The organism is Intestinimonas sp. UBA1698 (assembly GCF_002320075.1).
Lineage (GTDB): Bacteria > Bacillota > Clostridia > Oscillospirales > Oscillospiraceae > Intestinimonas > Intestinimonas massiliensis.
Map to the genome: position 1 here is coordinate 1 of NZ_DCJO01000031.1, position 22,464 is coordinate 22,464.

At 63.2% G+C, this 22,464-nt stretch carries 25 protein-coding genes and 1 pseudogene; 12 read left to right on the plus strand and 14 right to left on the minus strand.

The genetic code is table 11. The features are described 5' to 3' along the window. Positions 1-134: 134 nt before the first annotated feature. Positions 135-1,040, minus strand: a complete 906-nt coding sequence (gene gpr / locus B3H64_RS06365) for a GPR endopeptidase (protein WP_050617487.1) — start codon at positions 1,038-1,040, stop codon at positions 135-137. 198 nt (positions 1,041-1,238) lie between these two features. Between gpr and rpsT the strand changes: the two genes are divergently transcribed. The 3 genes from rpsT to B3H64_RS06380 all read left to right on the plus strand — a co-directional run bounded on the left by rpsT (position 1,239) and on the right by B3H64_RS06380 (position 2,976). Then, positions 1,239-1,502: a 30S ribosomal protein S20 gene (gene rpsT / locus B3H64_RS06370; protein ID WP_050617488.1), complete on the plus strand. Its 264-nt coding sequence runs from the start codon at positions 1,239-1,241 to the stop codon at positions 1,500-1,502. Between the two features lie 154 nt (positions 1,503-1,656). Beyond that, entirely contained in the window at positions 1,657-2,130 is a 474-nt protein-coding gene (locus B3H64_RS06375; protein WP_286733869.1) for a MarR family transcriptional regulator, read from the plus strand. Positions 2,131-2,136: 6 nt separating this feature from the next. Then, positions 2,137-2,976: a DegV family protein gene (locus B3H64_RS06380; RefSeq protein WP_286733871.1), complete on the plus strand. Its 840-nt coding sequence runs from the start codon at positions 2,137-2,139 to the stop codon at positions 2,974-2,976. A gap of 36 nt (positions 2,977-3,012) precedes the next feature. On the opposite strand, the gene rnhA is transcribed toward B3H64_RS06380, so the two are convergent. The 11 genes from rnhA to dnaA form a co-directional block, all read right to left on the minus strand. Continuing rightward, on the minus strand, positions 3,013-3,453 hold the full coding sequence (gene rnhA, locus B3H64_RS06385; RefSeq protein ID WP_050617491.1) for a ribonuclease HI: 441 nt from the start codon (positions 3,451-3,453) through the stop codon (positions 3,013-3,015). 10 nt (positions 3,454-3,463) lie between these two features. Next, the gene (locus tag B3H64_RS06390) at positions 3,464-3,841 is read right to left on the minus strand and encodes an SHOCT domain-containing protein (RefSeq protein ID WP_238073060.1); all 378 of its coding nucleotides are present in this window, start codon (positions 3,839-3,841) and stop codon (positions 3,464-3,466) included. A gap of 1 nt (position 3,842) precedes the next feature. After that, on the minus strand, positions 3,843-6,353 hold the full coding sequence (gyrA, locus tag B3H64_RS06395; protein ID WP_286733875.1) for a DNA gyrase subunit A: 2,511 nt from the start codon (positions 6,351-6,353) through the stop codon (positions 3,843-3,845). 50 nt (positions 6,354-6,403) lie between these two features. Continuing rightward, positions 6,404-7,252 (minus strand): lipoprotein, encoded by an 849-nt coding sequence (locus tag B3H64_RS06400; protein WP_286733877.1) that lies wholly within the window; start codon positions 7,250-7,252, stop codon positions 6,404-6,406. A gap of 21 nt (positions 7,253-7,273) precedes the next feature. Further along, positions 7,274-9,232: a DNA topoisomerase (ATP-hydrolyzing) subunit B gene (gene gyrB, locus B3H64_RS06405; protein ID WP_286733880.1), complete on the minus strand. Its 1,959-nt coding sequence runs from the start codon at positions 9,230-9,232 to the stop codon at positions 7,274-7,276. A gap of 89 nt (positions 9,233-9,321) precedes the next feature. Beyond that, complete coding sequence (gene remB, locus B3H64_RS06410) at positions 9,322-9,585, minus strand: extracellular matrix regulator RemB (protein ID WP_050617496.1); 264 nt, start codon at positions 9,583-9,585, stop codon at positions 9,322-9,324. A gap of 20 nt (positions 9,586-9,605) precedes the next feature. Beyond that, a complete protein-coding gene (locus B3H64_RS06415) occupies positions 9,606-9,917 on the minus strand; it encodes a Tat pathway signal protein (protein ID WP_094762339.1) in 312 nt (103 codons plus the stop codon). A 24-nt stretch (positions 9,918-9,941) separates the two neighbouring features. Continuing rightward, entirely contained in the window at positions 9,942-11,045 is a 1,104-nt protein-coding gene (recF, locus tag B3H64_RS06420) for a DNA replication/repair protein RecF (RefSeq protein WP_050617498.1), read from the minus strand. Continuing rightward, positions 11,042-11,254 carry an RNA-binding S4 domain-containing protein gene (locus tag B3H64_RS06425; RefSeq protein WP_050617499.1) on the minus strand — a complete coding sequence of 71 codons (213 nt, stop codon included), beginning with the start codon at positions 11,252-11,254 and terminating at the stop codon, positions 11,042-11,044. Before B3H64_RS06425 ends, recF begins: the two co-directional genes overlap by 4 nt. Positions 11,255-11,299: 45 nt before the next feature. Then, entirely contained in the window at positions 11,300-12,412 is a 1,113-nt protein-coding gene (gene dnaN / locus B3H64_RS06430; protein ID WP_050617500.1) for a DNA polymerase III subunit beta, read from the minus strand. A 287-nt stretch (positions 12,413-12,699) separates the two neighbouring features. Next, positions 12,700-14,019 carry a chromosomal replication initiator protein DnaA gene (gene dnaA, locus B3H64_RS06435; RefSeq protein WP_050617501.1) on the minus strand — a complete coding sequence of 440 codons (1,320 nt, stop codon included), beginning with the start codon at positions 14,017-14,019 and terminating at the stop codon, positions 12,700-12,702. Between the two features lie 333 nt (positions 14,020-14,352). On the opposite strand from dnaA, the gene rpmH reads away from it, so the two are divergent. The 9 genes and pseudogenes from rpmH to B3H64_RS06480 form a co-directional block, all read left to right on the plus strand. Next, entirely contained in the window at positions 14,353-14,487 is a 135-nt protein-coding gene (gene rpmH / locus B3H64_RS06440) for a 50S ribosomal protein L34 (RefSeq protein WP_050617502.1), read from the plus strand. A 112-nt stretch (positions 14,488-14,599) separates the two neighbouring features. Further along, positions 14,600-14,953 (plus strand): ribonuclease P protein component, encoded by a 354-nt coding sequence (rnpA, locus tag B3H64_RS06445; protein WP_286733885.1) that lies wholly within the window; start codon positions 14,600-14,602, stop codon positions 14,951-14,953. Beyond that, positions 14,950-15,168, plus strand: coding sequence for a membrane protein insertion efficiency factor YidD (yidD, locus tag B3H64_RS06450; protein WP_050617504.1), 219 nt, complete (start codon positions 14,950-14,952; stop codon positions 15,166-15,168). Before rnpA ends, yidD begins: the two co-directional genes overlap by 4 nt. Before the next feature lie 29 nt (positions 15,169-15,197). Beyond that, on the plus strand, positions 15,198-16,634 hold the full coding sequence (locus B3H64_RS06455; protein WP_238073068.1) for a YidC/Oxa1 family membrane protein insertase: 1,437 nt from the start codon (positions 15,198-15,200) through the stop codon (positions 16,632-16,634). 28 nt (positions 16,635-16,662) lie between these two features. Then, on the plus strand, positions 16,663-17,457 hold the full coding sequence (gene jag, locus B3H64_RS06460) for an RNA-binding cell elongation regulator Jag/EloR (protein ID WP_238073069.1): 795 nt from the start codon (positions 16,663-16,665) through the stop codon (positions 17,455-17,457). Positions 17,458-17,520: 63 nt separating this feature from the next. Beyond that, on the plus strand, positions 17,521-18,858 hold the full coding sequence (locus B3H64_RS06465) for an aminotransferase class I/II-fold pyridoxal phosphate-dependent enzyme (protein WP_286733887.1): 1,338 nt from the start codon (positions 17,521-17,523) through the stop codon (positions 18,856-18,858). Positions 18,859-18,872: 14 nt separating this feature from the next. Continuing rightward, positions 18,873-19,196: a cyclic-di-AMP receptor gene (locus B3H64_RS06470; RefSeq protein WP_050617508.1), complete on the plus strand. Its 324-nt coding sequence runs from the start codon at positions 18,873-18,875 to the stop codon at positions 19,194-19,196. Beyond that, the gene (locus tag B3H64_RS06475; protein WP_278894048.1) at positions 19,183-19,959 is read left to right on the plus strand and encodes a DNA polymerase III subunit delta; all 777 of its coding nucleotides are present in this window, start codon (positions 19,183-19,185) and stop codon (positions 19,957-19,959) included. Before B3H64_RS06470 ends, B3H64_RS06475 begins: the two co-directional genes overlap by 14 nt. 4 nt (positions 19,960-19,963) lie before the next feature. Further along, positions 19,964-20,782, plus strand: a pseudogene (locus B3H64_RS06480) (PSP1 domain-containing protein); the annotation flags it as partial. 767 nt (positions 20,783-21,549) lie between these two features. Here B3H64_RS06480 and B3H64_RS06485 read toward each other — a convergent pair. Then, a complete protein-coding gene (locus B3H64_RS06485; RefSeq protein WP_050617511.1) occupies positions 21,550-21,963 on the minus strand; it encodes a NifB/NifX family molybdenum-iron cluster-binding protein in 414 nt (137 codons plus the stop codon). Next, positions 21,960-22,322, minus strand: coding sequence for a DUF134 domain-containing protein (locus tag B3H64_RS06490; RefSeq protein WP_050617512.1), 363 nt, complete (start codon positions 22,320-22,322; stop codon positions 21,960-21,962). The genes B3H64_RS06485 and B3H64_RS06490 overlap by 4 nt, the downstream gene beginning before the upstream one ends. Positions 22,323-22,464: the final 142 nt, after the last annotated feature.

Sequence of the window (22,464 nt, forward strand, 5' to 3'; positions counted from 1 at the left end):
CCTACCCGCTGTTCCCCATGGGATGGACATCCCACGGGGGCCCCGTATTTTATCTGCGTCCGGCGAAAATCAATTCCGCCGGGCTGCGCCGCTTGCGCGGCGGCGTGCTTTGCACGCTGGTCATCGGGTCCGCCTCAGCTCAGAAACAGATCCACATCCTCGATTGTCAAGCCAGGCTGAAGCGCCAGGTTGATCCCGTACCCGATGACCTTGACCAGGTCGGCCACCCGCTGATCGATGTCTCTGGGCGTGACCATCAGCCCTTCGCCGGCCCCGGCCAGGGCCTCCGGGTCCAGCCCCTCTTGCCCGGCCTCCGCCAGAATATCGGCGGCCAGCGTCCCGGCGTCCACTACCGTTGGTACTCCCACGGCAATGACGGGGACGCCTAAGGTCTCCCGGTTGAGGGCGGCCCGGTGGTTGCCCACGCCGGAGCCTGGGACAATGCCGGTGTTGGCCAACTGTACGGTGGTGCACACCCGGTCCATGGATCGGGAGGCCAGGGCGTCCACCGCGATGATGCAGCCCGGTCGGATCTTTTCCGCTACCGCCTTTACCAGTTCGCCGCTCTCCACGCCGGTGGTGCCCAGCACTCCGGCGGCCAAGGCCGCTACCGGCCGGAAGGAACCGAAGTGCTCCGGTGCCTGCTCCACCAGATGGCGGGTGACCATGGTGTGGTCGGCCACCCCGGGCCCGATGGCGTCGGGGGTAATGGCCCGGTTGCCCAGCCCCACCACCAGGCATGTGGCCTCCTCGGGCAGCTTGAGCAGCCCATTCAGCTCGGCGGCAATGGCCCGGGCGGCCCGGCCGAAGGCGTCCTCCTCCCGGCGGGCCAGGGCGTCCAGTTGTACCGTCACATAGGAGCCCACCGGCTTGCCCAAAGAGCTGGCGCCCTGCTCGTCCAGGATATCCACCGTAGTGACCTGATACCCCTCCCGCAGGCTGTCCCGGGCCCGGACGCCCTCCAGCTTGGTCTCCTTCTCCGCCGACTCGGTCCACAGCTCCTTGGCCTCCAGCGCCAGATCCGTCCGTCTTTTCAGCATTGTTTTTTGCCTCCACACATCAATATCTTGTGCCGTATTCATACTCCATCCGCTATTTTTAGCGGCAACGGCTGTGATATACAAAAAAATGTGAAAAAACCGAAAAAATCAGTTGCATTTTTCCCGCCCGGCTGTTAAAATAAGTATCTGCACGGGCAGAATATACCCCAATAGATCGCATCGGAGGAGGTGTTTGGTTTGCCGAATATTAAGTCTGCCAAGAAGCGCGTGCTGGTCAACGAGACCAAGGCTGCGCGGAACAAGGCTGCCAAGTCTGCGCTGAAGACCCAGATCAAGAAGTTTGAAGCCGTGGTGGCCGAAGGCAACCGCAGCGAGGCCGATAGCGCTTACAAGGCCACTGTCAAAGCCATTGACAAGGCTGCTGCCAAGGGTCTGCTGCACAAGAACAACGCGGCCAACAAGAAGAGCGCCATGACCATCAAGCTCAACAAGCTGGCCTGATTGGAAGAGCCGCTGGAAAACCGTCTGCTTCGGCAGGCGGTTTTTTTGCCGCTCAAAGTACTTTGAATTTCAAAATATCCTTGACAAAAAGGACCTTGCCGTATTATGCTTGGAACGCTTTGATTTTCAAACCAAATGAAAAGGATGACCCAGCATGGAAAACCGCGGCAAGGAACTGAATCTCTTTCTCGTCCGTGTGTTCAACGAAATCCTCCGGACGGAGGAGCGGGACCTGGCGGGCCGGTTTCCGGACCTGTCCCTGCGGGAGCTGCACCTGATTGAGGAGGTCTGCCGGGCGGAGGAGGAGGGCCGGGACAACCGGGCCACCGCCATTGCCGCCGCCCAGCGTGTGACGGCGGGGACGCTGACCACTGCGGTGACGCTGCTGGAGAAGAAGGGCTATCTGGAGCGCCGCCGGGACGAGAAGGACCGACGGGCGGTTCGCATCCTGCCCACAGCCGCGGCCCGGGCGGCCAACGCCGTCCATGCCCGTTTCCACCGGGAGATGGTGGACGGGCTTTTGGCGGTCCTTACGGAGGAGGAGACCGGGGTTCTGGTCCGGGCGCTGGGCCATCTGGCCGGCTTTTTTCAGGAAAAGGACCGGCAAAACAGACCAATAAGGGGGTAACCAGACATGGTTCGCATTTTGACCGACAGCACCAGTGAGCTCTCCGCCGCCCGTCAGGCGGAGCTGGGGGTGGAGGTGGCTCCGCTCACCGTCCACTTTGGGGAGGAGACCTTCCGGGATGGGGTGGACATCACCAACCATGCGTTTTATGACCGCCTGCGGCGTGCGGAGGCCTTGCCGGTCACCGCTCAGGTCAATCCGGAGGAGTTTGTCAACCGCTTCCGGACCCATGTGGAGGCCGGGGACGAGGTGGTGGGGATCTTTTTGTCCTCGCTGCTTTCTGGCACCTTTCAGTCGGCCTCAATTGCCCGTGACATTGTGGACGAGACCCATATTTTTGTGGTGGACTCGGGTGCGGTGACCTTTGGGCTGGGTCTTCTGGTGGAGTATGCTGTAATGCTCCGGGACCAGGGCAGATCGGCCGCCCAGATCGCGGAAGAGGTCCAGGCCATTTCCGGGCGGGTGCGGCTGCTGGCGGTGGTGGACACCCTGAAATACCTGAAGATGGGGGGCCGTATCTCGGGAGCCTCCGCGGTGCTGGGTGGGATGCTGGGTATCACTCCCATCCTCAAGGTGCAGCACGGGGTGGTGGAGGCCGCCGCCAAGGTGCGGGGTCGAAAGGCGGCCTTCCAGTGGATGGATCGGCGGATGGAGCAGGAACGGCCGGACCTGACGCTTCCCGTGGCCTTCGGCCACTCGGACGCCCCGGCGGTTCTGGCCGAGTGCCGGGCGCACTTTGTGGAAAAGCTGGGCCTGACGTCCTGGCTGGAGAGCGACATCGGCAGCGTGGTGGGCACCCACGCCGGGCCCGGCGCGGCGGGCATCGCCTATTTTGTAAAAGAGTAAGAGGAGCGCGTGCGATTCTTCGCACGCGCTCCTCTTTTACTGCTTATGGTTCCGGCTCTCGGCCACCGCCAACTCGTCGCAGCGGTTGTTATAGGGGTTGGCGGCATGTCCCTTGACCCAGTGGAGGTTGACCTTGTGGTAGTCGCACAGGTCCAGCAGCCGGGCCCACAGGTCGGGATTGAGGGCGGGCTTTTTGTCCCCCTTGACCCAGCCTCTGGCCCGCCAGCCCTTGGCCCAGCCCTTTTCCAGGGCGTCGATGACGTACTTCGAGTCGGAGTAGAGCTCCACGGCGCAGGGCTCCTTCAGGGCCTCCAGGGCGGTAATGACGCCGGTGAGCTCCATGCGGTTGTTGGTGGTGTGCGCCTCCCCGCCGGACAGCTCCTTTTGAAAGCCGCCGTACATGAGGATGGCGCCCCAGCCGCCCGGCCCCGGGTTGCCGGAGCAGGCGCCGTCGGTGTAGATGGTGACTGTTTTCATAAGCCTCCTGTCACAGGTCCTTTAGGATCTCCCTGCGCTTCTCCTCATACTCCTCCTGGGTGATAAGGCGCTGGTCGTAGAGGGCCCGCAGCTCGGTGAGCCGGTCCTGGGCGGATACGCCGCCCACGGGAGCGGGCGTCTCACACGTTCCTTCGTCATCCTCCTCGATGTGGATCTCGGGGCCCACATAGCCCTTGCCGAAGGCCTGGTAGAGGTTCATTCCAGTGATGGCCACGGCGAAGAGGGTCCACAGGATGCCGAAGGGTCCGAAGGTGGGAATGACCACAAACACGCCGATTAGGACGAAAATGACCCCTACCACGCCGCCGAACACGCCGCTGGACTTGCTGGGCCGATAGGTGACCCGCTGTTTCCGCTTTCGATCCATATCAGCCCTCCTTCGTCTCCGGGGCGGACGCGCCGGTCTCTTCCTCCTCGTGGTCGGTGCGGGCGATGGAGATCACCTTGACCCCTTCGTCCAGATTCATCAGCTTGACGCCCTGGGCGGAGCGGCTGTAGACGTTGATGTCCTTCACCGCCATGCGGATGATGACGCCGGCGTCGTTGATGACCAGGATATCGTCCTCGTCGCTGACCACCTTGACCCCCACCACAGGTCCGGTCTTTTCGGTGACCTGATAGCCCTTCAGACCGTAGCCGCCCCGCTTCTGGGGTCCGTCGGCGCGGAAATACTCGTCCATGGGGGTGCGCTTGCCGTAGCCGCGCTCGGTGACCATCAGCACCTGGTGATCGTACTTGGCCCGGGCGGCCCCCACCACGTAGTCGCCGTCCCGCAGCCGGATGCCCATGACGCCGCAGGCGTCCCGGCCCATGCACCGCACGTCGCTCTCCAGGAAAGAGATGGTCATGCCGTCGTGGGTGGCGATGAGAAGGGCCTGCTCGCCGTCGGTCTCCCGGACGCAGATGAGCTCGTCCCCCTCCTCCAGGGTGATGCAGCGGATGCCCGCCTTGCGGGCGGTGTTGATGGAGGAGAGCTGGATGCGCTTGACGGTGCCGTTGCGGGTCACCATGGTGAGGTAGCGGTCCTCGGGGAACTGGCGCAGGTGGATCATGGCGGTGACCTTCTCGTCGGACTCCACCGGCAGGACGTTGACGATGTTGGTGCCCTTGGCGGTGCGGCCGGCCTCGGGAATCTGATAGCCCTTTTTCCGGTGGACCCGGCCCTTGTTGGTGAAGAAGAGGATATAGTCGTGGGTGGAGGCGGTGAACACGGTCTCCACCACGTCCTCCTCTTTCAAGGTCTGGGCGGTGATGCCCTTACCGCCCCGGCGCTGGGCCCGGTAGGTGGAGGCGGGCAGCCGCTTGATGTAGCCCGCGGCGGTGAGGGTAAAGACGCACTCCTCCTCCTCGATGAGGTCCTCGATGTCGATCTCGTCCTCCACGTCCTGGATCTCGGTGACGCGCTCGTCGCCGTACTTGTCCCGGATGGCGGTCAGCTCATCCTTGAGGACCTGGCGGATCATGGTCTCGGAGCCCAGCAGCTCCTGATAGTAGGCGATGCGCTCCTCCAGCTCCTTGTACTCGTTTTCCAGCTTCTCCCGGTCCAGACCCTGGAGTGCCTTCAGCCGCATGTCCAGGATGGCCTGGGCCTGGATGTCGTCCAGGCCGAAGCGGTTCATCAAATTTTCCTTGGCGTTGTCGTAGCTGCTGCGGATGATCTTGATGACCTCGTCGATGTTGTCCTGGGCGATGAGCAGGCCCTCCAGCAGGTGGGCCCGCTCCTGGGCCTTCTTGAGGTCGTACTTGGTCCGCCGGACGATGATCTCCTCCTGGAAGGCGATGTATTCGTCCAGAATGTGGCGCAGGGAGAGAATCTTGGGCTGGGACTGGTTGTTGACCAGGGCCAGCATGTTGATGGCGAAGGAGGTCTGGAGCTGAGTCTGGGCAAACAGGCGGTTGAGCACGACCTGGGGATTGGCGTCCCGCTTGAGCTCGATGACGATGCGCATGCCGTTGCGGTCGGTCTCGTCCCGGATGTCGGAGATGCCCTCCAGCCGCTTATCCTCCACCTGATCGGCCATGTTTTTGATAAGCATGCGCTTGTTGACCTGATAGGGGATCTCGGTGACGATGATGCGGATGCGGTCCTTACCGAACTCCTCAAACTCGGTGCGGGCCCGGATGATGACGCGGCCCCGACCGGTTGCATAGGCGGCCCGGATGCCGGAGCGGCCCATGATGATGCCCCGGGTGGGGAAGTCGGGGCCGTGGACGTGCTCCATCAGGTCGGCCAGGGTGGCCTCCGGGTTGTCCAGCACGCAGATGGTGGCGTTGATGACCTCGGTGAGGTTGTGGGGCGGGATGTTGGTGGCCATGCCCACGGCGATGCCGGAGGAGCCGTTGACCAGCAGGTTGGGGAAGCGGGAGGGGAGCACCCGGGGCTCCCTGCGGGACTCATCGAAGTTGGGGTCCCAGTCCACGGTCTCCTTGTCGATGTCCCGGAGCATCTCCTGGGAGATCTTGTCCAGGCGGGCCTCGGTGTAACGGTAGGCGGCGGGGGGATCGCCATCCACGGAGCCGAAGTTGCCGTGGCCGTCCACCAGGGGGTAGCGCATGGAGAAGTCCTGGGCCAGACGGACCAGGGCGTCGTAGACGGACTGGTCGCCGTGGGGGTGGTAGCGGCCCAGCACGTCGCCCACGCAGGTGGCGGACTTTTTGAAGGGCCGGTCGTGGGTCAGGTTGTCCTCGTACATGGCGTATAGGATGCGCCGGTGGACGGGCTTGAGGCCGTCGCGGACGTCGGGCAGGGCCCGGCCCACGATGACGCTCATGGCGTATTCGATATAGGATTTCTCCATCTCGGGCACCAGGGGAGAGGTGACGATGACCTGGTCCGGGTAACGGATTTCCTCGGGATCGTACTGTGGTTTCTTACTCATTCAAAAACAGCCTTTCTTCTTCCAAAAAGCATTTCGCTTGTCACGGTCTGTCAGCCCGCCGTCTGGATCATCCGGATGTTCTCCGCCGTCAGCGGGCAATAGGGAAGGGCCAGCTCTTCGCCCTCTCCCAAATAGGGGTCCAGCCAGGCGTGGTACTCGGCGGCGTCCACCGGCTCGACCTTGTCCCATTCCGCCGCCAGATCCCCGTAGATATAGTAGACAAAGCCCGTTCCGCTCCGGTCCACCTGGTCGGGATAGCCCTCGATCCCCAGGGCCCTGTCCCAGGCATCCACCGCGCCCACCTGCTGGTAGCCGTCGGTCTCGGGCAGATACTGGTAGAGGAAATAGGGCCAGAAATCTCCGCCCTTGCCCTGGTTGTGGGACCAGCCCGCCATAACGGCGCCGTTTTCATAAAAGGTGAGCAGGGGAAATTCCTCCAACTGCGTCCGCAGCTCTCCCGACGCCTCGTCCCAATCGAACACGAAGCCTCGCTCCCCGGCCACTATAGTGGTGGTGTAGAGGAGGATCAGTTCTTCTCTTCCATCTCCGTCCACATCCCAGACGGCAAACTGGTTTTGCGCCATTCTCTCTCTATCCTCAATACTGCCAATATAGCCGTTGGAATAGTCGGTCCCGTCGGGCAGAATATTGTGATCCAGCAGTTCCATCAGAGCGGCGCCATAGGCTGCCCGTGCGGGGGCGTTCTCCTCGGTCAGCAGGGAGGTCTGCGGCGGTTCCGGCGTGGGCGACGGCTCCAGCGCGCCGGAAGGGCTGGACGCGGGAGTCTGTACGGCGGCGGTAGGGGACTGCTCCGGCGTCTCTGCGGCCGGGTTGCTCCCGCAGGCGGCCAGCGTGAGGCAGAAAAGGATACAGAGGACTACATATCTTGCTTTTTTCATGCTGTGACGGATACTCCTTTCTCAATAATCCAAGTTTACGGCATACTTGGCGTTTTTCTCGATAAATTCCTTCCGGGGCTCCACCTTTTCCCCCATGAGGATGGTGAAGGTCTCGTCGGCCTTGACGGCGTCGTCCAGCTCGATGCGCTTGAGGGTGCGCTTTTCCGGGTCCATGGTGGTCTCCCACAGCTCGTGGGGGTCCATCTCGCCCAGGCCCTTATAGCGGTTGATGTCCACCTTGGCGTTGGGGTTGTCGCCCCGCAGCTCGGCGGAGATCCGATCCCGCTCCTCGTCGGAGAAGGCCACCCGGGTGGCCTTGCCCCGGGTCAGCTTGTAGAGGGGGGGCACGGCGGCGTAGACGTAGCCCTGCTCGATGAGGGGCCGCATGAAGCGGAAGAAGAAGGTGAGCAGCAGGGTACGGATGTGGGCGCCGTCCACATCGGCATCGGCCATGATGATGACCTTGTGGTAGCGCAGCTTGCTCGGGTCGAACTCGTCCCCGATGCCGGCGCCCAGGGCGGTGATGACGGGCTGGAGCTTGTCGTTGCCGTAGACTTTGTCGGCCCGGGCCTTCTCCACGTTGAGCATCTTGCCCCACAGGGGGAGGATGGCCTGGAAGCGGGAGTCCCGGCCCTGGGTGGCGGAGCCGCCGGCGGAATCGCCCTCGACGATGTAGAGTTCGGTGAGCTCCGGGTTGACCTCATTGCAGTCCCGCAGCTTGTCTGGCATGGCGGCGCCGCCCAGGGCGGTCTTACGCCGGATGGACTCCCGGGCCTTGCGGGCGGCCTCCCGGGCCCGAGAGGCGGTGAGGGCCTTGTCCAGGATGGCCTTGCCCACGGCGGGGTTCTCCTCCAAAAACTCCTCCAGCTTCTCCGAAACGATGCTGCTGACCAGGGTGCGGATTTCGGAGTTGCCCAGCTTGGCCTTGGTCTGGCCTTCAAACTGGGCGTCGGTGAGCTTGACGGAGAGGACGCACGTCAGGCCCTCCCGGTAGTCCTCGCCCTTGATCTCGTCCCCGTCCTTGAGGAGGTTCATCTTTTTTCCATAGGCGTTGAGGGTGGAGGTGAGGGCCTGCTTGAAGCCGGTCTCGTGCATGCCCCCCTCGGGGGTGTGGACGTTGTTGGCGAAGGATAGGATGGTCTCGCTGTAGCTGTCGGTGTATTGGAAGGCCAACTCGGCCATGGAGTCCCCCCGCTGTCCGGACATATAGATGACGCCGGTGTGGATGGGGGTCTTGGCCCGGTTGAGCCAAGTGACGAATTCCCGGATGCCGCCGGCGTAGCACATGTCGTCGTGCTGCTCCCGGCCGGGTCGCTGGTCGATGGTGTGGATGCGCAGCCCGGCGTTGAGGAAGGCCTCCTCCCGCATGCGGGTGTGGAGGATGTCGTAGTCGTAGACGGTGGTGTCGGTGAACATCTCGGGGTCGGGCTTAAAGGTGACCATGGTGCCCCGCTTTTCGGTATCGCCGGTCACGGTCATCTCCTGGGTGACCTTGCCCCGGGCGAATTTCATCTCATAGATCTTGCCGTCCTTGTGGACCTGGACCTCCAGCCACTCGCTGAGGGCGTTGACCACGCTGGCGCCCACGCCGTGGAGGCCGCCGGACACCTTGTAGCCGCCGCCGCCGAACTTACCGCCGGCGTGGAGGATGGTATAGACGACCTCCAGGGCGGGCCGCCCGGTCTGGGGCTGGATGTCCACGGGGATACCGCGGCCGTTGTCGGTGACGGTGATGATGTCGCCCTCCCGGATGATGACGTTGATCTCGTCGCAGTAGCCGGCCAGGGCCTCGTCGATGGCGTTGTCCACGATCTCATAGACCAGATGGTGCAGGCCGGAGGAGGAAGTGGAGCCGATATACATACCGGGCCGCTTGCGGACGGCCTCCAGGCCCTCGAGGACCTGGATCTCCGAGCCGCCGTATTCGTGCTCGACCTGTTCCATCTGGCCGATCTCGTTGGTTTCCAGTTCTTCAGACATTCTAAAACCTCCTGGGTTTGATTGCGGAGCGCATCCACCCGTTCCCTTTTTGGAGGAAGAGAGCGGATGGATGTGCTCCGCATGGGCATTCATTCAAAGGTGTTGTTCTCCACCCGCTTGAGCAGAGTGGCGGAGGAGAGCTGGGACAGATAGACGGTAGGGGGACCCTTGCCGGTCCTGCATACGGTAAAGGACTTGGGCAGGTCCCCGGACACATCCACCACGCGGCCCTCCTTTTCCGCCCGCTCCAGGAATTTTCTGGTATAAATGGAGGAGGTGGTGTTATCCAGGTCGAATATGCCGACCACATCCCGAAAGGGGACCACCACCGACTGGCCTAAGTGCAGATACATAAAACGCTCCTAACGCTCTTTTACTCGGATTGTTTGTTCCTGACCACCCGGGGCAGCCACATGCGCCGCCATGCCAGCCACCCGGCCAGCAGGCCGAGAAAGCCCAGCAGGGCGGGCAGACCGGGCACGAAAAGGAGGGTGGGCAGGGGGGATTCCGCCGAGGCCCAGACCCGGTAGCGGCCCAGGGCCACCGCCCCGGTCAGCGCGGCGGCCAGGACGGGGGGCAGCAGCTTCCACAGTCTGCCGTGTCCCATGGACAGGCGGCATACCAGATATTCCAGCACAAAACCGGCCCCCAGGGGGGCCAGTACAAAGGCGATGAGAATGACCAAATGCAGTTCCTTTCCTGTTGGCGGCTAAATCAGCGCGCCGGCCCGGATGTGAAAGGTCTTTCCCTCCCGCAATCCCTCCAGCTTGTCGTCCTCGCAGCAGGTGATGAAGACCTGGCCGCCCTGGATGCGGTTGAGGACGAACTCCTGCCGGCGGGCGTCGAGCTCGGAGAGCACGTCGTCCAGCAGCAGCACCGGCCACTCCCCGGTGTCGTGGAAAAAGATCTCCCGGGCGGCCAGCTTGAGGGAGAGGGCGGCGGTGCGGGTCTGCCCCTGAGAGGCGAAGCTCTTGGCGCTCCGTCCGTCCAGCTCCACGTTCAGGTCGTCCTTGTGGGGCCCGGTGAGGCAGGAGCGGGCCTCCAGCTCGGCCTGCCGGTGGGCCTCCTGGTGCTCCAGGAGCCGGGGCAGGATGTCCCGGGGGCTGGCCTCCGGGTCGGTCACCGTCTTGACGGTCTCATACGTCAGCCCCAGCCGCTCCCGCCCGCCGGAGAAATCGGCGTGGATGGCGGGAGCCGTCTCCCGCAGCCGCTTGACGAAATGGGCCCGGTAGTGGATGAGGATGGCGCCAGTCTGGGCCATGCGCAGGGAGAACTCGTCCAGGGTATCCAGCAGGGAGGGCTTCTCCGGCCAGTCCCGGAGGATGCGGGTCTTGTGCTCGTGGAGCCGGTTGTACTCGGCCAGGGCGGCGGCGTAACGGGGCCGGAGCTGGCAGATGCACTCGTTGAGGAAGCGCCGCCTTGCGGCGGCCCCCTCCCGGATGAGGGAGAGGTCCTCGGGGCAGAACAGCACAGTATTCAGAATGCCGGACAGCTCCCCGGCGTTTTTCAGCCGCACCCCGTTGGAGAACAGGTGTTTCCGGCCCGTCCGGGACAGCCGGGCCTCCAAAGTGAAGTCCCTTTCCCGGGAAAAGAGCTCCCCCTTGATGAAGGCCGAGTCCACGCCGAACTGGATGAGCTCCCGGTCGTACCGGGCCCGGTGGGAGGAGGCGGTGGATAGATAGGCCAGCGCCTCCAGCAGATTGGTCTTGCCCTGGGCGTTCTCTCCGTAGATGACGTTGGTGACGGGGGAGAAGTCTGCCTCCAGATGGGGGTAGTTGCGGTAGAAGTCCAGCTCCAGCCGTCGGACGATCATTGCACGCTGATCTGCACGCCGGACAGGGTGACCACGTCGCCGGGGCGAATTTTTTTCCCCCGCATGGTGCACACCTCCCCGTTGACCGATACCGCGCCGGCCTGGACGGCCTCCTTGGCCTCTCCGCCGGTGCCGGCCACCCCGGCGAATTTGAGCAGGGCGTCCAGCTTGATGAACGCGGTGGTGATTTTCACGTCTTGTTTCTGCATACTCGCTCCTTACTGTTATAGCCGGTATTGCCGCGGTTCCATTCGCTATTCGGATGCCTTCAGCCGCACCGGCAGCACCATATAGAGAAAATTCTCCTCCCCCTCGGCGGGCAGGATGACGCAGGGGGCCACGCCGGAGGTGAGCTCCAGCCGCACCTTTTCGGCGGGTGCGGCCTTGAGGGCGTCCATCAGATAGCGGTTGTTGAAGCCGATCTCCAGTCCGCCGCCGTCCCCCTCGATGGGGCACTGATCGGCGGCGTCACCGATGCCGGTCTTGGTGGTGATACTCAGCACGTTGTCGCCGAAGACGCAGCGCAGGGGGGATTTGAGCTTGTCACTGATGATGAGGGAGACCCGGTCGATGGAGGCGAGCAGCTTGCGGGTCTCGCCTACCACCTGGATGGCGTTGTTGCGGGGGATGGCGTTGCGGTAGGCCAAAAACTCGCCCTCCAGCCGGCGGGACACCAGCATGGTGTCTCCGATGCGGAACAGCACGTGCCGCTCGCCTTGGGTGACGGTGGCGGGGTCGTCCACGTCGGAGCAGATCTTCTCCACCTCGTTGAGGGCAGCGCCGGGCACCACAAAGGAGTAGGAGGGCAATCCGCCGCTCTCCTCAATGGACTCATGGCGCAGGGCCAGCCGGTAGCCGTCTACTGACACCACAGTGACGCCGGTAGAGTCCACCTCAAAGAGGGAGCCGGTGTGGATGGGTCGGGACTCGTTGTCGCTGACGGCGAAGAGGGTCTGGCGGATCATGGAGCCCAGGGCGCTTTGTTTGATGGTGAAGCCGTTTTTATCCTCCACACTGGGCAGCTCGGGGAAGTCCTCCGGGTCGGTGGCCAGGATATTGAAGTGGCTCATGCCGCAGGAGATGTGGACCATATAGCCGTCGGCAGAAAAGACCACCACGTCGTCGGGCAGTTTTCGGATGATCTCGCCGAACAGCCGGGCGGAGAGGACCAGACTGCCGCCCTGTTCGATCTGGGCGGGGACGGTGGTGCGGATTCCGGTCTCCAGGTTGTAGCCGGTCAGGCGCAGGTCGTTTCCGGCCTCCAGGAGGATGCCCTCCAGAGCGGGAATGGAGCTTTTGGGGGAGACAGCCCGGGCGGCGGTGCCGATGGCGGACTGCAGAAGAGCTTTTTCGCAGGAAAACTTCATGGACAGGTTCCTTCCTTTCTCTCTGCCGTCTCCGCTTTTGGAGGAGAGGACAGGATATTTGTAGAAACAGTATGCCGTAGGGCAAATTTTTGTGGATAACCGTCTCCACCCGTTGGGGCCCTAACCCTTTTCCGCCCACAGGGGGTGTGGAAGTTTTTTTACGCTCTTCCACAGCGGGGAAAGATCGGCCAGGCTTATCCACAGACCCCTTTCCACATTTCCACAAAATCGGTGGAAAGGAGTCGAAACGGGCTATAATATTATGTCAACCAAAAAAACGACGGAACTCATTCATACCGGGCGTTGATGTTGGCCCGGATGTCCTTGATGACCTCGGCGATGTCGGGGTTGGATTTTTTCAGCTTTTCGATGCGGTCGGTGGAGTGGAGGACGGTGGTGTGGTCCCGGTTGTCGAACTCGCGGCCGATCTCCTTCAGGGACATGTTGGTCATCTCCCGGATGAGGAACATGGCGATCTGACGGGCCAGGGCGGTGTCTTTGGTCCGGCCCTGTCCCCGGAGCACGTCGTTTTCGATGCTGTAATATTTGCAGACCTCGTCGATGATGACGTCGGAGGTGGGCAGAATGTCCGTGGGGTCCTTGAACATGTCCCGGACGGCCCGGGTGACGGTGGCGGCGTCGATGTCGCTGCCCTCCAGGTCCCGCAGGGCCATGATTTTATTCACGGTGCCCTCGATCTGCCGCACGTTTGCGGTGATGTTCTCCGCGATATACTGGAGCACCGGCTCGGGCAGCTCCACCCCCATGCGGATGGCCTTGTTTTTGATAATGGCCATCCGGGTCTCATAGTCGGGCGGCTGGATGTCGGCGATGAGTCCCCACTCGAACCGGGTCTTGAGCCGGTCCTCCAGCTTGAGCATCTCCTTTGGGGGTCGGTCGGCGGTAAAGACGATCTGCTTTTTGGTCTCATAGAGGGTGTTGAAGGTATGGAACATCTCCTCCATGGTGGAATCCTTTCCGGCGATGAACTGTACGTCGTCCATGAGGAACACGTCGGCGGCCCGGAACTTTTCCCGGAATTCCTGGTTGCGTCCCTCCCGGATGGCCTGGATGAGCTCGTTGGTGAAGGCGTCGCCCTTGATGTAAACGATGCGGTAATCGGGGTGGTTGTTGTGGATGGTGTGGGCGATGGCGTAGAGCAGGTGGGTCTTGCCCAACCCGGATTCCCCGTAGATGAACAGGGGGTTGTAGTTCTGGGCTGGGTGGTCGGCCACGGCCCGGGCGGCGGCGTGGGCAAACTTGTTGGAAGAGCCCACCACAAAGCGCTCAAAGGTATATTCCTCGGTGCCGGGCAGGAAATTGTCGTCTTTTTTCTGACGGGCCCTGCGCTGCTCCATTTCGCCGGGGCCCAGCACCAGCACGTCGAATTCGGCGGAGAACAGCTCGTGCAGGGCCTTTTTCACCGCGCCCAGATAGCGGGCGGCGATGATGTCCTTTTTGAAGTCGGAGGGGGTATAGAGCACAAAGCGGTCCTCCTCCAGAGCGACCGCTTCGGTGTCGTCAAACCAGGTGTGGATGGTGGTGGCGGTCATATCCGCCTCCATCAGGGAGAGCACACGTGCCCAGATGTCTGCGGGGGAATTCATCGCAGGACCTCCCATTCTAGCGTATTTCGTATCAACTTAGTATATCAAAAAAAGGACGAGAACGCAATAAAAACGGGCGGATACATTATAAAATAAATAGGATTTTTGTGTCCGTCCCGCGAAAGACCACAAGATATGGTGTAGGGGCGGGAAGGCGGAAAACTTCCCGGCGAAAAGGGACAAAAATGTGGTTGACAGTGGATAAAAACATGAAGTATAATAACAATCGCGTCCTGTAAGATGGGGGCGTATCCTTTGACGACCGCGGCCGGAAACCGGCCGTTGTGGTGGACGGGCACGACCCGTCGATACCTTGCATGGGAGGTGTACAGCATGAAGCGTACCTATCAGCCCAAGAAGCTCCAGCGCAGCAAGGAGCACGGCTTCCGCAAGCGGATGGCGACTGCCAACGGCAGAAAGGTTCTGGCCCGCCGCCGCGCCAAGGGCCGCGCCCGTCTGACCTACTGATCGTGCGGCTGGAATCGAAATAAGGCTCATGAAGGGGCGGGGGAGCATTCCCACCGCCCCTGCAGTGCATACGCAGCATTTGCTTTATGGGCGCGACGGGGGAGAAGCCGGGTTGAAATTCACAAGTAGCCTGAAAGAAAACTATGCCTTCCGGCGGCTTTACGCCAAGGGGAAGAGCGCGGCCTCGCCCTGCCTGGCGGTCTACTGCCGGAAAAACCGGACCGGCGGAAACCGTCTGGGCCTCACCGTGGGCAAAAAGGTGGGAAAGGCCGTGGTGCGCAATAAGGTGCGCCGCCGTATCCGGGAGATCTACCGCACCAACGAGGGCCGGATCAGATCCGGCTATGACATCGTGTTGGTGGCGCGGGTCCGTGCGGTCTTTACCCCCTATGCCAAGCTGGAGGACTCCTTTCTCAAGCTGATGGACAAGCTGGGCTTGCTCCGCGGGGAGGAGGAGGCCTCGTGAAGCGCGTGCTTCTGAGCCTGATCCGATTTTACCGCAGGTATGTGTCACCTGGGCGGCCGCCCTGCTGCCGTTTTATTCCCACCTGCTCGGCCTACGCTTTGGAGGCGGTGGAAAAATACGGCGCGTGCAAGGGCGGCTGGCTGGCTCTCCGGCGTATCCTGAAGTGTCAGCCCTTTCACCGGCAGAAGTCCATCGAATACGACCCTGTACCCTAAGCGCTACTACAAAAAATGGAGGCCAGTCAATGGATATCTGGTACTACGTACTCACGCCCTTTACCTGGCTGCTGACGCTGTTTTACAACGTCTTCGGCAACTACGGCGCGGCCCTGATCGTCTTCGCCCTGATCGTCAAGCTGATCCTCTTCCCCTTCTCTCTGAAGGGCAAGCGGGGCATGATCCAGATGAACATGCTCAACGGCAAGATCCAGGCCATCCAGAAGAAGTATGCCAACGACCGGGAGCGGCAGAATCTGGAGGTGCAGAAGCTCTACGAACGGGAAAACGTCAACCCTATGAGCGGCTGCCTGTGGACGATGGTCCCGCTGTTCATTCTGTTCCCCCTGTATGCCATCATCCGTCAGCCCATGAAATATGCCATGGGCCTGAACCCCACCCAGATCGGGACCCTGATGGAGGTGCTGGGCTCCTACATGACCTCGGCGGGCAACGCCGCCTACCAGCAGCTTCAGGGGGCCGACGTGCTGGCCAAGAATTTCCAGGAGATCGTCTCCAATCCCGCCGTGGCGGAGTTTGCCGATCAGCTACAGGCCCTGAACTTCCAGTTCCTGGGTCTGAACCTGGCCGACATCCCCACCTTGAAGTTCTGGGCCAACGGCATCAACTGGAACAGCATCGGCCTGTTCCTCATCCCGATCATCTCGGCTGTCACCGGCTTTGTGTTCTCTCTGATCTCCATGAAGACCAACTCGGTGAACAACCAGTCGGCGCAGCAGAATTCCACCAGCAAGAGCATGCTGATTATGTCCCCGTTGATGTCCCTGTGGATCGGCTTTATGATGCCGGGCTGCCTGGGTGTGTACTGGGTGGCCAACAACCTGCTGTCCATGCTCCAGGAGTTTGTGGCGGGCAAGATGCTGAAGAAGGACTACGAGGCCGCCGCCGCCGCCCGCGAGGAGCAGGAGCGGCTGGAGAAGGAGGAGGAAAAGCGCCGCCGCCGGGAGGCGGCCGAGCGCAAGGCCCAGGCTCTGGCCGACGCCAAAGCCAACAAGGGTAAGAAGAAGCTCCCCGTGGAGAAAAAGAAGTCCGACGCGTCCGTGATCTCGGTCAGCGGCGTGGGCGTGCGCGCTTATGCCCGGGGCCGGGCCTACGATCCCTACCGCTACCGTCCCGAGGGTCCCACGGCCTACCGCGACCCCGGCGAGCCGGTGGACGAGGCCGCCGTGGAGGAGGCGCTGGAGAAGAAGCGCCGCTTTTTCGGCAAAAAGAAGCAGGAGGAGCCCGAGGCGTCCAAAAAGCTGGCTGAGGAGGCCCTGGAGTGCCAGGCCGACGAGGCCGTCGTAGAGGAGCTCCTGGAGGAGCGGGCCGCCGAACAGCCGGAGCAGACCCCTGCCGTGCCGGAGGAGTCCACCCTGGATGTGGACGACCCCTGGAAGGCGCTGGACCAGGAAGTCAAGGACATAACCGCCGATCCGGAGCAGGACGGCGAGACCAAACAGTAAGTCTGTCCCAGTAAGGAGAAGATACCAAATGATGAAATGGATCGAAACCACCGGGAAGAATGAAGAGGAGGCCATCCAGAAGGCCCTGCGGGAGCTGGGCCTGGACCGGGATGAGGTCTCTGTGGAAATTTTGGAGCGGGCCAAGTCGGGCTTTTTGGGCATCGGCAGCACTCCCGCCAAAATCAAGGTGACGTACGAAGCGGCGGACGAGGCGCCCGCCCCCGCGCCTGCGGCGCAGCCCGCCAAGAAGGAGGCCGCGCCGAAAAAGGCGCCTGCGGCGGCCCAGCCCGCCCCCGCCGCCCCGAAAGCGGAGGTTCCCGCGGCCGCGCCTGTGGCCGCTCCCCCCGCCGGGGATGACGAGAGGGCCGCTCAGATCCGTGAATTCCTCACCGGCCTGCTGGAGCGCATGGAGGTAAAGGCCGAGCCCAGGATTCTGGTCACCGAAGAGGGCAACTACAAGGTAGAACTGTTGGGCGAGGGCCTGGGCGCCCTCATCGGCCGCCGGGGAGAGACTCTGGACGCCATTCAGCAGCTCACCAGCTATGCGGTGAACAAGGGGCAGAGCCGGCGGGTGCGCATCCATGTGGATGCGGAGAACTATCGGGCTAAGCGGGAGGAATCCCTGCAGCGGCTGGCCCGGAAGGTGGCGGGCAAGGTGGTCAAATACCGCCGGAACGTCACGCTGGAGCCCATGAACGCCTACGAGCGCCATGTCATCCACACCGCTCTGCAGGATTACCCCGACGTGACCACCTACTCCACCGGCGCCGAGCCCAATCGCCGTACGGTGGTGGCCTACTCCCGGGGAGAGCACAGAAATTAAATCCAGAGGAAGAGCGGCGGGACGATTGCGTCCCGCCGCTTTTTTACACAGGAGGTCTTTCGGATGTCCCATACCCCGCTCTATGACGCGCTGCGCGCCTTTGCCGATACCGGTCCCCTCCGCTTCCATATGCCCGGCCACCATGGAAAGCCCCTGCCCGCGCCGGAATTGTCCCGCCTGTCGGAGCTGGACTTCACCGAGCTGCCCCCAACGGGAGACCTGTTCTCCCCCGGCGGCCCCATTGAGGCGGCGGAGAAGCTCTGGGCGGCGGCCTTCGGGATGTCGGCCTGTCTGTTTCTCACCGGCGGCTCCACCCAGGGCCTGCACACCGCCCTGACGCTGGCCTGCTCCGTGGGGGGCGGCGTGCTGGTGGACCGGGGCTGTCACCGCTCGGTCTATCACTCCATGGCCCTGCTGGACCTGCAGCCGGTGTACCTGCCCCGCCCTTGGCTGACCGAGGGAGTGACCGGACCAATTTCTCCACAGCTTGTGGACAATGAGCTGAAAAATCACCCGGATATAAAAACAGTTTGTATTACATCACCGACCTATTACGGGGTGTTGTCGGATATTTCCGCCATTGCCCAGGTCGTCCATGCCCACGGTGGAACGCTGGTGGTGGATGGGGCTCACGGAGCCCATCTGCCCTTCCTGGGGCTGGAGGCCTATGGGGGGGCCGACCTGGTGGTCTGCTCGGCCCATAAGACCCTCCCGGCCCCGGGCCAGACGGCTCTGCTGTTCTCCTCCGGGACCTATAGCCTGGATGACCTGCGCCGGGTGGGCTCCATCTATGGCTCCTCCAGTCCTTCCTATCCCATGATGGCGGCTCTGGACCTGTGCCGGGCTGCGCTGGAGGATGGGGGCGCGGCGGCGTATGGGGCTGTGGCGGAGGAGGTAGCGGCTCTGCGGGCGGAGCTCCCGGCCCTCCGGCCCCGGCCTGACCTGGCGCTGGACCCCTGCCGTCTGGTGCTGAGCGTCCGCGACGGATTTGGTGTGAAGGGTGCGCTGGAGGGGCAGGGTGTCTATCCAGAGATGGCCGACGTCGGCCATGTGGTGTTCATCGCCACCTGTGCCGATGGGGCGGCGGAGTTTGCCCGGCTGCGCGCGGCGCTGGAGGGGTTGTCTCTGCCCCCCGTCCCCACCCGCTCCTGTCCCGGCCTGCCCGGTATTCCGCCGCTGGTGGTCCGCCCCCGGCAGGCCCTGTTCGCGCCCCGGCGGTACCTCCCTCTGCGGCAGACGGAGGGGGAGGTCTGCGGGGTGCAGGTGGCCCCCTATCCCCCCGGCGTGCCGGTCATCGCCCCCGGGGAGCGTATCGAAAAAAAACACCTTTCCTATTTGACGGAAATAGGATATAATACCGATAATACGATAGGCGTAATCACTTCGCCGTGCGCCTTGTAATGGGAGGGACAACCATGAAACTGGTCCTTGCGATCATTAACTATGACGATGCCAACGCCGTCACCCATGCGCTGACGAAGAAGGGCTTCTCCTCCACCAAGCTGGCCACCACCGGCGGTTTTTTGATGGCGGGCAACGTGACCATCCTCATCGGTGTGGACGAGGAGAAGGTGCAGACCGTGATTGATATCATCAAAGAGCACTCCCACAGCCGCAAGCAGATGATTCCCACCACCACCGAGATGAGCTACGGCTATTACCCCAGTATGCCGGTGGAGGTCACGGTGGGCGGGGCCACCATCTTTGTGGTGGACATTGAGCGCTTTGAACGGGCCTGAGCCGGCAGCCTCCCGCCTGTCCCACGCCTATATCCTCAGTGGGCCGGCGGGAGCCGCGCGGCGGGCGGCGGCGGACCGGCTGGCCATGTCCTATGTGTGTACGGGGGAGAATCCCCCCTGCGGCGTCTGCTCGGGCTGCCGGAAGGCGGCGGCGGGCATCCACCCGGACATCGTGCGGGTGGGGGAGGACGGGAAGGACGTGAACGTGGCCGCCGTCCGGGCCCTGCGGTCAGACGCCTATATTTTGCCCAACGAGGCGCCGCGGAAGGTCTATCAGATCGAGAATGCGGGCAGCATGAACGCCAGCGCCCAAAACGCCATGCTCAAGCTGCTGGAGGACGGCCCGCCTTACGCGGCCTTCCTGCTGCTGGCGGAGAGCGACGGGGACCTGCTGCCCACAGTGCGCTCCCGATGCGAGACGCTGCGGCTGGACCGGCTGGCGGGGGAGGCGCCTGACCCGGCCCTGGTGGAGCAATCCCGTACGCTGGCGGGACTGCTGCTCACCGGCGGCGAGCTGGAGCGGATGGAATACTGCGTGGGCCTGGAGAAGCTGGACCGGGAGGGCCTGGCCGCCCTGCTGGATCAGACGGTGGAGCGCCTAAGAGAGGGGCTGCTGGCCAGCCCGGACCGCAAGCGGGCGCTGGCGCTGACGGAGCATGTAAAGGCCCTGCGCTCCGCCCTGGACTTCAACGTGGGCCCGGGCCATATCGCGGGCTGGCTGTGCGCGGGCAGTATGCCCGGGAATCCAAACAAAACGAGGTAACCCCATGACAGAGATTATCGGCGTCCGCTTTAAGAGCGGCGGCAAGCAGTATTATTTTGACCCCCGGGGCGTCCGGGTGGAGCCCGGCCAGGGGGTCATCATCGAGACGGCCCGGGGCGTGGAGTACGGCGAGTGCGTCAAGGAGAACACCCTGGTGGAGGATTCCGCCGTGGTGCAGCCTCTGCGCCCCATGATTCGGCTGGCCACCGAGGAGGACAAGAAGACCCTCCAGCGCAACCGGGAGAAGGAGGAGCGGGCCTTCCGCATCTGCCAGGAGAAGATCGCCGAGCACAAGCTGGAGATGAAGCTGGTGGAGGTGGAATACAACTTCGAGGGCAATAAGATCCTGTTCTTCTTCACCGCCGAGGGCCGGGTGGATTTCCGGGCCCTGGTGAAGGATCTGGCCTCGGTGTTCCACACCCGCATCGAGCTGCGGCAGATCGGCGTCCGGGACGAGGCCAAGATGCTGGGCGGCCTGGGCATCTGCGGCAAGCCCTTCTGCTGCGCCACGTTTTTGGACGAGTTCCAGCCGGTGTCCATCAAGATGGCCAAGACCCAGAACCTGTCCTTGAACCCCACCAAGATCTCCGGCACCTGCGGGCGGCTGATGTGCTGCCTGAAGTATGAGCAGGAGGCCTATGAGGACGCGGTGAAGCGCTGTCCCAAGCAGGAGTCCTTTGTGGAGACGCCGGACGGCGTAGGGACGGTGAGCGGGGTGAATCTGCTCCGGGAGCAGGTAAAGGTGCGTCTGGAGGACAGCCAGGAGCCCCCCAAGTGCTATCGCAACTGCGAGGTCTGTGTGGTCCGCAGCGGCAAGGGCAAGCGGCCGGAGGGCTATGTGGCCCCGCCGCCGGAGGAGCTGGCCAAGCTGCGCTATGTGGACCCGGAGGAGGAAGCCAAGCCTTGGGCGGCGGCGGAACGGTCCTCTCTGGCCGCGGCGCTGGAGGCGGTGTTCAGCGCCTCCGATGCCCCGGCGGAGCCGGACCATGGAGAGCCGCCCCGGCCGGAGAAGCAGGGGGAGGGAAAGGGCCACAGCCGGTCCCGCCGCCGCCGCAAGCCGGCGGGGGAGGGAGGCGCGCAGGCCCCGGCCCAGCCCCAGGCGGGCCAGCCCAGGAGCCAGGAGCAGCCGCCCCGGCCGAATAAGCCGCGGCCTCCGAAGGGGCCCCAGGACGAGCAGGGCGACAAGCCCCAGCCGCAGCCGGGAAAAGAGGGGGAGGAGAAAAGACCCTCCAGCCGCCCTCGCCGCCGCCGCCATCGGAGCGGAGGGGGCCCGAAGCCCCCTGCGGCCCCCACGGGTGACTAGACACAAAAAGGCCCCCGGCTGTCGAAAAAACCTCCTGGAGAAAAGCCTCGCAGAGTTCCGTCGTCCGCAGACGGCGGAAAGAAAGGAAGCTCCGTCATTTCCGGCGACATGCGCGTCGGAAATGACACCTCTCATGACGGACAGGGCGACTTTTCTGCAAGAATCGAGCCCTGTCTGTCATGCATCCCCCTGTCGAAAAAGGCCAAAGGCCTTTTTCGACAAGTTGAGGCCCCCGGCCCTACCAGGTAGGGCCGAGGGCCTTTTTTACCCTCCTGCGGGCCGCCGCCTCAGCTTCCGCAGTGTCCGCCGCAGTGGTGGTCGTGGTGTCCGCCGTGGTGCTCTCCGCAGTCATGGCCATGATGCTCCCCGTGGTGGCTGCACATCACGTCGGGGTTGAAGGTGAGCTTGCCCGCCAGCAGGTCGGCCACGGCCTGGTCGGCGCTGCCCGATACCCCGCCGTAGAGGGTGACTCCGGCCTGGGCCAGGGCGGTTTTGGCTCCCCCGCCAATGCCGCCGCAGATGAGGGCGTCCACGCCCTGGCTCCGGAGCAGGCTGGCCAAAGCCCCGTGGCCGCTGCCGCTGCTGTCCAGTATCGCGCTGGAGGCCACCTTGCCGTCCTCCACCTGATAGACCTTGAAGGTCTCGGTGTGGCCGAAGTGCTGAAAGATTTGTCCGTTGTTGTAGGTAACTGCGATTTTCATGGCTGATCCTCCTTGTGATGCCCGCGCTTTTTGTGACAGTGTCCGCAGCCACAGCCCTGGCCCTCGCCGGTGCAGAGGACAAAGTCCCCTCCGCCGATGACCAGCTCCCGGCCCTGGACCAGCGCCTGGGCCAGCTTGTGCCGGGCGCTGCCGTAGATGGCCTGGACCGTGGCCCGGGACACCTCCATCTGACCGGCGCAGGCCTCCTGGGTCAGCCCCTCGAGATCAATGAGCCGGATGGTCTCAAATTCGTCCACCGTCATGGGTACGCTTTGTCGGACGGGGCCTGCGCCCACGGGACCGAAGTTGGGCCGTTCCGGTAGGGCACATACCCGTCTTCTCTTGCAGGGCCTGGGCATCTGCGGACCTCCTCTCTAGTTTCTGACATATGCCGATAAACAGAGGATACACTATTTATCGGCATATGTCAAGAATAAAGAAAAAAGACTCGGCGGACAACGCAAAAGTCCGCCGAGCCGTGATCAGATTTCCTCCGGCCTG

Excerpts from the sequence above, each read along its gene's own strand:
- rpmH (WP_050617502.1), top strand. The coding sequence starts at position 14,353 with ATGAAGCGTACCTATCAGCCCAAGAAGCTCCAGCGCAGCAAGGAGCAC.
- remB (WP_050617496.1), bottom strand. The coding sequence starts at position 9,585 with ATGTATCTGCACTTAGGCCAGTCGGTGGTGGTCCCCTTTCGGGATGTG.
- rnhA (WP_050617491.1), bottom strand. The coding sequence starts at position 3,453 with ATGAAAACAGTCACCATCTACACCGACGGCGCCTGCTCCGGCAACCCG.
- B3H64_RS06390 (WP_238073060.1), bottom strand. The coding sequence starts at position 3,841 with ATGGATCGAAAGCGGAAACAGCGGGTCACCTATCGGCCCAGCAAGTCC.
- B3H64_RS06400 (WP_286733877.1), bottom strand. The coding sequence starts at position 7,252 with ATGAAAAAAGCAAGATATGTAGTCCTCTGTATCCTTTTCTGCCTCACG.
- gyrA (WP_286733875.1), bottom strand. The coding sequence starts at position 6,353 with ATGAGTAAGAAACCACAGTACGATCCCGAGGAAATCCGTTACCCGGAC.
- dnaN (WP_050617500.1), bottom strand. The coding sequence starts at position 12,412 with ATGAAGTTTTCCTGCGAAAAAGCTCTTCTGCAGTCCGCCATCGGCACC.
- B3H64_RS06470 (WP_050617508.1), top strand. The coding sequence starts at position 18,873 with ATGAAACTGGTCCTTGCGATCATTAACTATGACGATGCCAACGCCGTC.
- jag (WP_238073069.1), top strand. The coding sequence starts at position 16,663 with ATGATGAAATGGATCGAAACCACCGGGAAGAATGAAGAGGAGGCCATC.
- B3H64_RS06490 (WP_050617512.1), bottom strand. The coding sequence starts at position 22,322 with ATGCCCAGGCCCTGCAAGAGAAGACGGGTATGTGCCCTACCGGAACGG.
- B3H64_RS06465 (WP_286733887.1), top strand. The coding sequence starts at position 17,521 with ATGTCCCATACCCCGCTCTATGACGCGCTGCGCGCCTTTGCCGATACC.
- B3H64_RS06455 (WP_238073068.1), top strand. The coding sequence starts at position 15,198 with ATGGATATCTGGTACTACGTACTCACGCCCTTTACCTGGCTGCTGACG.
- B3H64_RS06425 (WP_050617499.1), bottom strand. The coding sequence starts at position 11,254 with ATGCAGAAACAAGACGTGAAAATCACCACCGCGTTCATCAAGCTGGAC.
- B3H64_RS06380 (WP_286733871.1), top strand. The coding sequence starts at position 2,137 with ATGGTTCGCATTTTGACCGACAGCACCAGTGAGCTCTCCGCCGCCCGT.
- B3H64_RS06375 (WP_286733869.1), top strand. The coding sequence starts at position 1,657 with ATGGAAAACCGCGGCAAGGAACTGAATCTCTTTCTCGTCCGTGTGTTC.
- recF (WP_050617498.1), bottom strand. The coding sequence starts at position 11,045 with ATGATCGTCCGACGGCTGGAGCTGGACTTCTACCGCAACTACCCCCAT.
- dnaA (WP_050617501.1), bottom strand. The coding sequence starts at position 14,019 with ATGAATTCCCCCGCAGACATCTGGGCACGTGTGCTCTCCCTGATGGAG.
- gyrB (WP_286733880.1), bottom strand. The coding sequence starts at position 9,232 with ATGTCTGAAGAACTGGAAACCAACGAGATCGGCCAGATGGAACAGGTC.
- B3H64_RS06485 (WP_050617511.1), bottom strand. The coding sequence starts at position 21,963 with ATGAAAATCGCAGTTACCTACAACAACGGACAAATCTTTCAGCACTTC.
- gpr (WP_050617487.1), bottom strand. The coding sequence starts at position 1,040 with ATGCTGAAAAGACGGACGGATCTGGCGCTGGAGGCCAAGGAGCTGTGG.